The following is a 4,913-nucleotide window of genomic DNA, read 5'->3' on the forward strand; positions in this document are numbered from 1 at the left end:
ATCTCGACGCGGGAGCGGCGTTCCTCGAACAGGCGCGGCGTATCCTCGCCGAACTCGCGGGTGCCGAGCGCGAAATCCGCGGCGCCGCAGCCGCGCCGCGCGGGCAGCTTTATCTGACGGCGCCGGCGATGTTCGGACGGCTGCACGTGCTGCCCGTCGTGGGCGAAATGACCGCGCAGCATCGCGATCTTTCGGTGCGGATGATGCTGATCGACCGCAATGTCCGCATCGTCGAGGAGGGAATCGATGTCGCGGTGCGGATCGGCCCGCTCGCCGATTCGGCGCTGAAGGCGGTGCGGATCGGATCGGTACGGCAGATGCTCGTCGCGAGCCCCGCCTATCTCGCGCGGCGCGGCGCGCCCGCGACGGTCGCCGAACTCGCGGGCCACGAGCTGATCGGGGCGATGGGACCGCGCTGGACGAACGAATGGCAGTTCGCATCGCGGCGGTGGCGGCTCGACGCGCCGCCGCGGCTCGTCGTCAACACGGTCGACGCGGTGCTGGCGGCGGCCGAGGCGGGGCTGGGGATCGCCAACCTCCTGTCGTACCAGCTTGCCGAGGCGGTCGATGCCGGTCGGCTGATTTCGCTGCTGGCCGACGAACAGCCGCCGGCGCTGCCGGTTCATCTGCTGTTCGAACCGTCGCGCGCGGGACTGCCCGCGGTGCGCCAGTTCGTCACCGCGATGAAGGCGCGAATGCGGATGGCGGGATCGGGGTAAGGGCCGGCGCCGTCGCTGCCCGAAGAAAAAGCCCGGCGAATCGCTTCGCCGGGCTTTGCTTGTCGTTCGTACGTCCGTCCGCTTATTCGCGGCTGCCCAGAAGGTTGAGCAGGAAGGTGAACATGTTGACGAAGTCGAGGTAGAGCGTCAGCGCGCCCATGATCACCGACTTGCCGACGAAGTCGGTCCCGCGGACATAGAAATACATGCTCTTGATCTTCTGCGTGTCATAGGCGGTGAGGCCCGCGAACAGCAGCACGCCGATGACGCTGATTGCCAGCGTCAGCGCGCCCGACTGAAACACGAACGCATTGAGCAACATTGCGATCAGGATGCCGAACACGCCCATGATCAGGAAGGTACCGAAACCCGACAGATCCTTCTTGGTCGTGTAGCCATAGAGGCTAAGCCCCACGAAAGCTGCGGCCGTCGCAAAAAAGGTCTGCGCGATCGACGCGTCGGTAAAGCGCAGGAAAATTGTCGACATCGACAGGCCCATCACCGCCGCAAAGGTCCAGAACAGCACCTGCGCTGCCGTGGTCGACAGCTTGTTGATGCCAAAGCTCAGCACCAGCACGAAAGCCAGCGGCGACAGCGCCACCACCCACATCAGCGGGCTGCCGATGAGCGAGGCGGTGAAGCCGCTGTTGAACGCCAGCATCGCGACGATGCCGGTCAGCAGCACGCCCGAGCCCATATAATTGTAAACCGACAGCATGTACGACCGCAGGCCGGCATCGACGGCCTGGTCCATTGCGTTCGCGCCGGCGCCAAAACCGGACGCCGCCATATTGGGGTCGTTCCAATTCGCCATTTTTCATCTCCATAACCGGCCAGCCCATACCGGCCGTACCGGCAATATCGGGGGTTTCCCCGGCTGTTTCAAGCGAAACCGGACGTCAGCAACATTCCAGCAATATATTAGCCTGCAGCCATTAGGGGGCGCGGCCCGGGACGCGGCTCTCTATGCTGCCCGTCATGTCCACGCACCGCCTGTTCGTCGCGCTGCGCCCGCCGCGCCCGGTCCGCGACCGATTGACCGGCGCGATGCACGGCATTTCGGGCGCGCGCTGGCAAAATGACGAGCAATTGCACCTGACCCTGCGCTTCATCGGCGAGGTCGACCGGCACAGGGCGGAAGATATCGCGGCGGCGCTCGGCGCGCTTCATGCGCCGGCGGTCACCGCGCGGATCGCCGGAGTGGGCCTGTTCGAACGACAGGGGCGCCCGCATATGGTCTGGGCCGGGGTCGAACCCCACGAACCGCTCGCCGCGCTGCATCGCAAGGTCGACCAGCTGCTCGCGCGCGTCGGCGTCGCTCCCGAAACGCGCGCTTTCATGCCGCATGTCACGCTCGCGCGCCTCAATCGCGGGTCGGGGCCGGTCGCGGCCTTTCTGGCGCTGAACAGCGATCTTGCGAGCCCGGCGTTCGAATTCGGCCATGTCACGCTGTACGAAAGCGAGCTCGGCCACGGCGGCTCGCGTTATCATCCCGTCGCGCGCTATCCGCTGGACGGCGCGAATTCGTCGACGAGCGCGGCGGCGATCGCGTTGACATCGTCCCACGTCGCCGCAAAGCCGTCGTCCGCGCCATAATAGGGGTCGGTCACCCCCTGTCCGCCGCGTCCGGGGAGGCGGTCGAGCATCAGCCGGAGCTCGGCGGTCGCATCGGCGGGCCGCATCGCGCGGGCGTCGCGCAGGTTGGTTGCGTCGGCGGCGAGGATCAGGTCGAAGCGATAGAAATCATCGACCGATAGCTGGCGGGCGCGCAGGTCCGATATATCGACCCCGCGCCGCCGCGCTTCGGCCTGCGCGCGGGCATCGGGGGCGCGACCGACGTGCCAGTCGCCGGTACCCGCCGAATCGAGCACGGCGTCGATGCCCGCCTTCGCAAAGGCGGCGCGCGCCGCACCTTCGGCGAGCGGTGACCGGCATATGTTGCCAAGGCAGAGGAAGAGGATCGCGGGCTTTGCGGTTTTCCGGTCTTCATGCATCGCGTTCATTGTCTCCCCAAAGTTGAACCGACTTTCAACTTGCGCGTCGGCGCGGCTCTGCTAGCCATGGCGCAACAAGAAATAGAGGGTCAGGGAGAGGGTTGCCAGATGGCCGATAACGATATGTCCGGGGCGCCGGCTTCCGCGGAGCCGAAAGCCACCGGTTACAGCTGGTACGTCCTGTCGGTGCTGGTGATCGTCTATATCCTCAATTTCATCGACCGGCAGATCGTCAGTATCCTCGCGGTCGACATCAAGGCCGATCTGGGGCTGACCGATGCCGATATGGGCTTTCTCGGCGGCGCGGCCTTTGCGGTCTTTTATGCGCTGTTCGGCATTCCGCTCGGGCGGCTCGCCGACAACTGGAACCGGGTGAAGCTGCTGTCGATCGGCCTGGCCTTGTGGTCGACGATGACCGCGCTGTCGGGTTTCGCATACAACCAGCTGACCCTGTCGCTCGCGCGCATGGGGGTCGGCGTCGGCGAGGCGACCGCGAGTCCCACCGCCTATTCGCTGATTTCCGACTATTTCCCGAAGCGGCAAAAGGCGACCGCGCTCGCGATCTATTCGTCGGGGCTTTATCTGGGCGGCGGCGTGTCGCTGTTCATCGGCGCGCTGATCGTCGAGGCATGGAACACGGCCTATCCGGCCGGCGGCCCGATGGGGCTCGTCGGCTGGCACGCGGCGTTCCTTGCGGTCGGCATCCCGGGGCTGATCGTCGCGCTGTGGGTGGCCAGCCTGCGCGAACCCGTGCGCGGCGCGATGGACGGGACGCCGACCCCGGGATCGCCGACCCCCTTCCGTCAGTTCGGCAGGGACCTGTCGATGATCGTGCCGCCGCTGACCCTGATCGGCGCGTGGCAGCGGGGACCGGGTGCGCTCGCGATCAACATCGGCTTCGCCGCCGCGATCGCCGCCTTTGCGTGGTGGATGATCAGCCTGACGGGCAATTTCCCGCAATGGTCGGCGGTTGCGCTCGGCTATTACGCCGTCTTTTCGTGGGCGTGCACATTGCGTGCGCACGATCCCGCGACCTTTCGCCTTATCTGGGGGACGCCGGCGTTCATCTGCACGACGCTCGGTTACGGGCTGGTCAGCCTTGCCGCCTATGCGCTCGGTTTCTGGTCGGCGCCCTATGCCGAAACGGTTCTCGGGCTGCCCAAGCAGGAGCTTGCCTTCATTCTCGGCGCGAACGGCGCGGTCAGCGGCTTCGTCGGCGTGATCATCGGCGGACGGATCGCCGATTATCTGCGAACGAAAAACCCCGCCGGGCGCGTCCTGATGATCATTTTCGGCGTCGTCGCGCCGATCGTCCCGATCTGGATCGGCTACACCACCGGCAATTCGACGCTCTTCTATACGATGAACTTCCTTGCCGGCATGTTCGGCGCGACCGCGCTCGGCGCGGCGGCGGCGACGACGCAGGATCTGGTGCTGCCGCGGATGCGCGGGACGGCGACGGCGGCCTTCTTCCTCGGCACGACGCTCGTCGGCCTGTCGTTCGGACCCTATATGGTCGGGCAGATTTCGGATCTGGCGGGGACGATCGTCGATGGCAAGCCGGTCGGCGACCTGCGCACGGGCATCCTGTCGCTGATCGGCGTCGCGCCGATCGCGCTCGGCCTGCTGCTCTATGCCTATCGCGCGGTGCCCGAGGCCGAAGCGACGATCGCCGAACGCGCCGCGGGCGCCTGACCCTTCGGTCGAGACGCCCGCCTGATAATGAATCGAGGTTCGAGATCCGCCTCCGTCAGCCCTTGTGGGAGCGACGGAGCGGAAGCGGGGCTTACTTCGCGCCCTCTTTGACGATCACGCCGCACGCAACGCGCCCGCCGCTGTTGCCGCTGGGGTCGGTCTTGTAATCGTCGGGCCCGGCATGGATGACGAAGGCCGCGCCGTCGGCATCGAGCAGCCCGCCGTCGCCCTCGAAACGCGACCCGACGAGGTGCAGCGTCGCGCGGCCGATCTGATCGGGTTCGACGACGAGATTGGGCAGGTCGCCATGATGCGCACCCATCGGATTTTCGCGGCCGTGCTGCGCGCCGGTCGGGTTCCAGTGCGGGCCTGCGCTCGTAAAGCCGGGCGCCGTGCATTGGCCGACCGCGTGGACGTGCACGCCATAGGTGCCGGGGCCAAAGCCGCGCGCGACGAGTTCGACGCGCAGGCCCGACCCGTCGCGATAGATGTCGGCGCGGCCGCG

At 66.8% G+C, this 4,913-nt stretch carries 6 protein-coding genes; 3 read left to right on the forward strand and 3 right to left on the reverse strand.

Translation table 11 applies throughout. The features are described 5' to 3' along the window. Positions 1–719 (forward strand): LysR substrate-binding domain-containing protein (locus VN047_RS15620; RefSeq protein WP_325544249.1); only part of this gene is annotated, 719 nt, incomplete at its 5' end. An 82-nt stretch (positions 720–801) separates the two neighbouring features. Here the strand turns inward: VN047_RS15620 and VN047_RS15625 are convergent. Continuing rightward, entirely contained in the window at positions 802–1,533 is a 732-nt protein-coding gene (locus VN047_RS15625) for a Bax inhibitor-1/YccA family protein (protein ID WP_325544250.1), read from the reverse strand. A 164-nt stretch (positions 1,534–1,697) separates the two neighbouring features. On the opposite strand from VN047_RS15625, the gene thpR reads away from it, so the two are divergent. Further along, on the forward strand, positions 1,698–2,315 hold the full coding sequence (thpR, locus tag VN047_RS15630) for an RNA 2',3'-cyclic phosphodiesterase (protein WP_325544252.1): 618 nt from the start codon (positions 1,698–1,700) through the stop codon (positions 2,313–2,315). On the opposite strand, the gene VN047_RS15635 is transcribed toward thpR, so the two are convergent. Beyond that, positions 2,222–2,713 carry a low molecular weight protein-tyrosine-phosphatase gene (locus tag VN047_RS15635; protein WP_325544258.1) on the reverse strand — a complete coding sequence of 164 codons (492 nt, stop codon included), beginning with the start codon at positions 2,711–2,713 and terminating at the stop codon, positions 2,222–2,224. The genes thpR and VN047_RS15635 overlap by 94 nt on opposite strands. Positions 2,714–2,821: 108 nt before the next feature. On the opposite strand from VN047_RS15635, the gene VN047_RS15640 reads away from it, so the two are divergent. Next, positions 2,822–4,408 carry an MFS transporter gene (locus tag VN047_RS15640; RefSeq protein WP_325544254.1) on the forward strand — a complete coding sequence of 529 codons (1,587 nt, stop codon included), beginning with the start codon at positions 2,822–2,824 and terminating at the stop codon, positions 4,406–4,408. Between the two features lie 91 nt (positions 4,409–4,499). On the opposite strand, the gene VN047_RS15645 is transcribed toward VN047_RS15640, so the two are convergent. Further along, positions 4,500–4,913: superoxide dismutase family protein (locus VN047_RS15645; protein ID WP_325544256.1), on the reverse strand; the 414-nt coding region annotated here is incomplete at its 5' end.

Origin of the sequence: Sphingopyxis sp. (genome assembly GCF_035565275.1) — a bacterium.
GTDB lineage: Bacteria > Pseudomonadota > Alphaproteobacteria > Sphingomonadales > Sphingomonadaceae > Sphingopyxis.

Excerpts from the sequence above, each read along its gene's own strand:
- VN047_RS15625 (WP_325544250.1), bottom strand. The coding sequence starts at position 1,533 with ATGGCGAATTGGAACGACCCCAATATGGCGGCGTCCGGTTTTGGCGCC.
- thpR (WP_325544252.1), top strand. The coding sequence starts at position 1,698 with ATGTCCACGCACCGCCTGTTCGTCGCGCTGCGCCCGCCGCGCCCGGTC.
- VN047_RS15635 (WP_325544258.1), bottom strand. The coding sequence starts at position 2,713 with ATGCATGAAGACCGGAAAACCGCAAAGCCCGCGATCCTCTTCCTCTGC.
- VN047_RS15640 (WP_325544254.1), top strand. The coding sequence starts at position 2,822 with ATGGCCGATAACGATATGTCCGGGGCGCCGGCTTCCGCGGAGCCGAAA.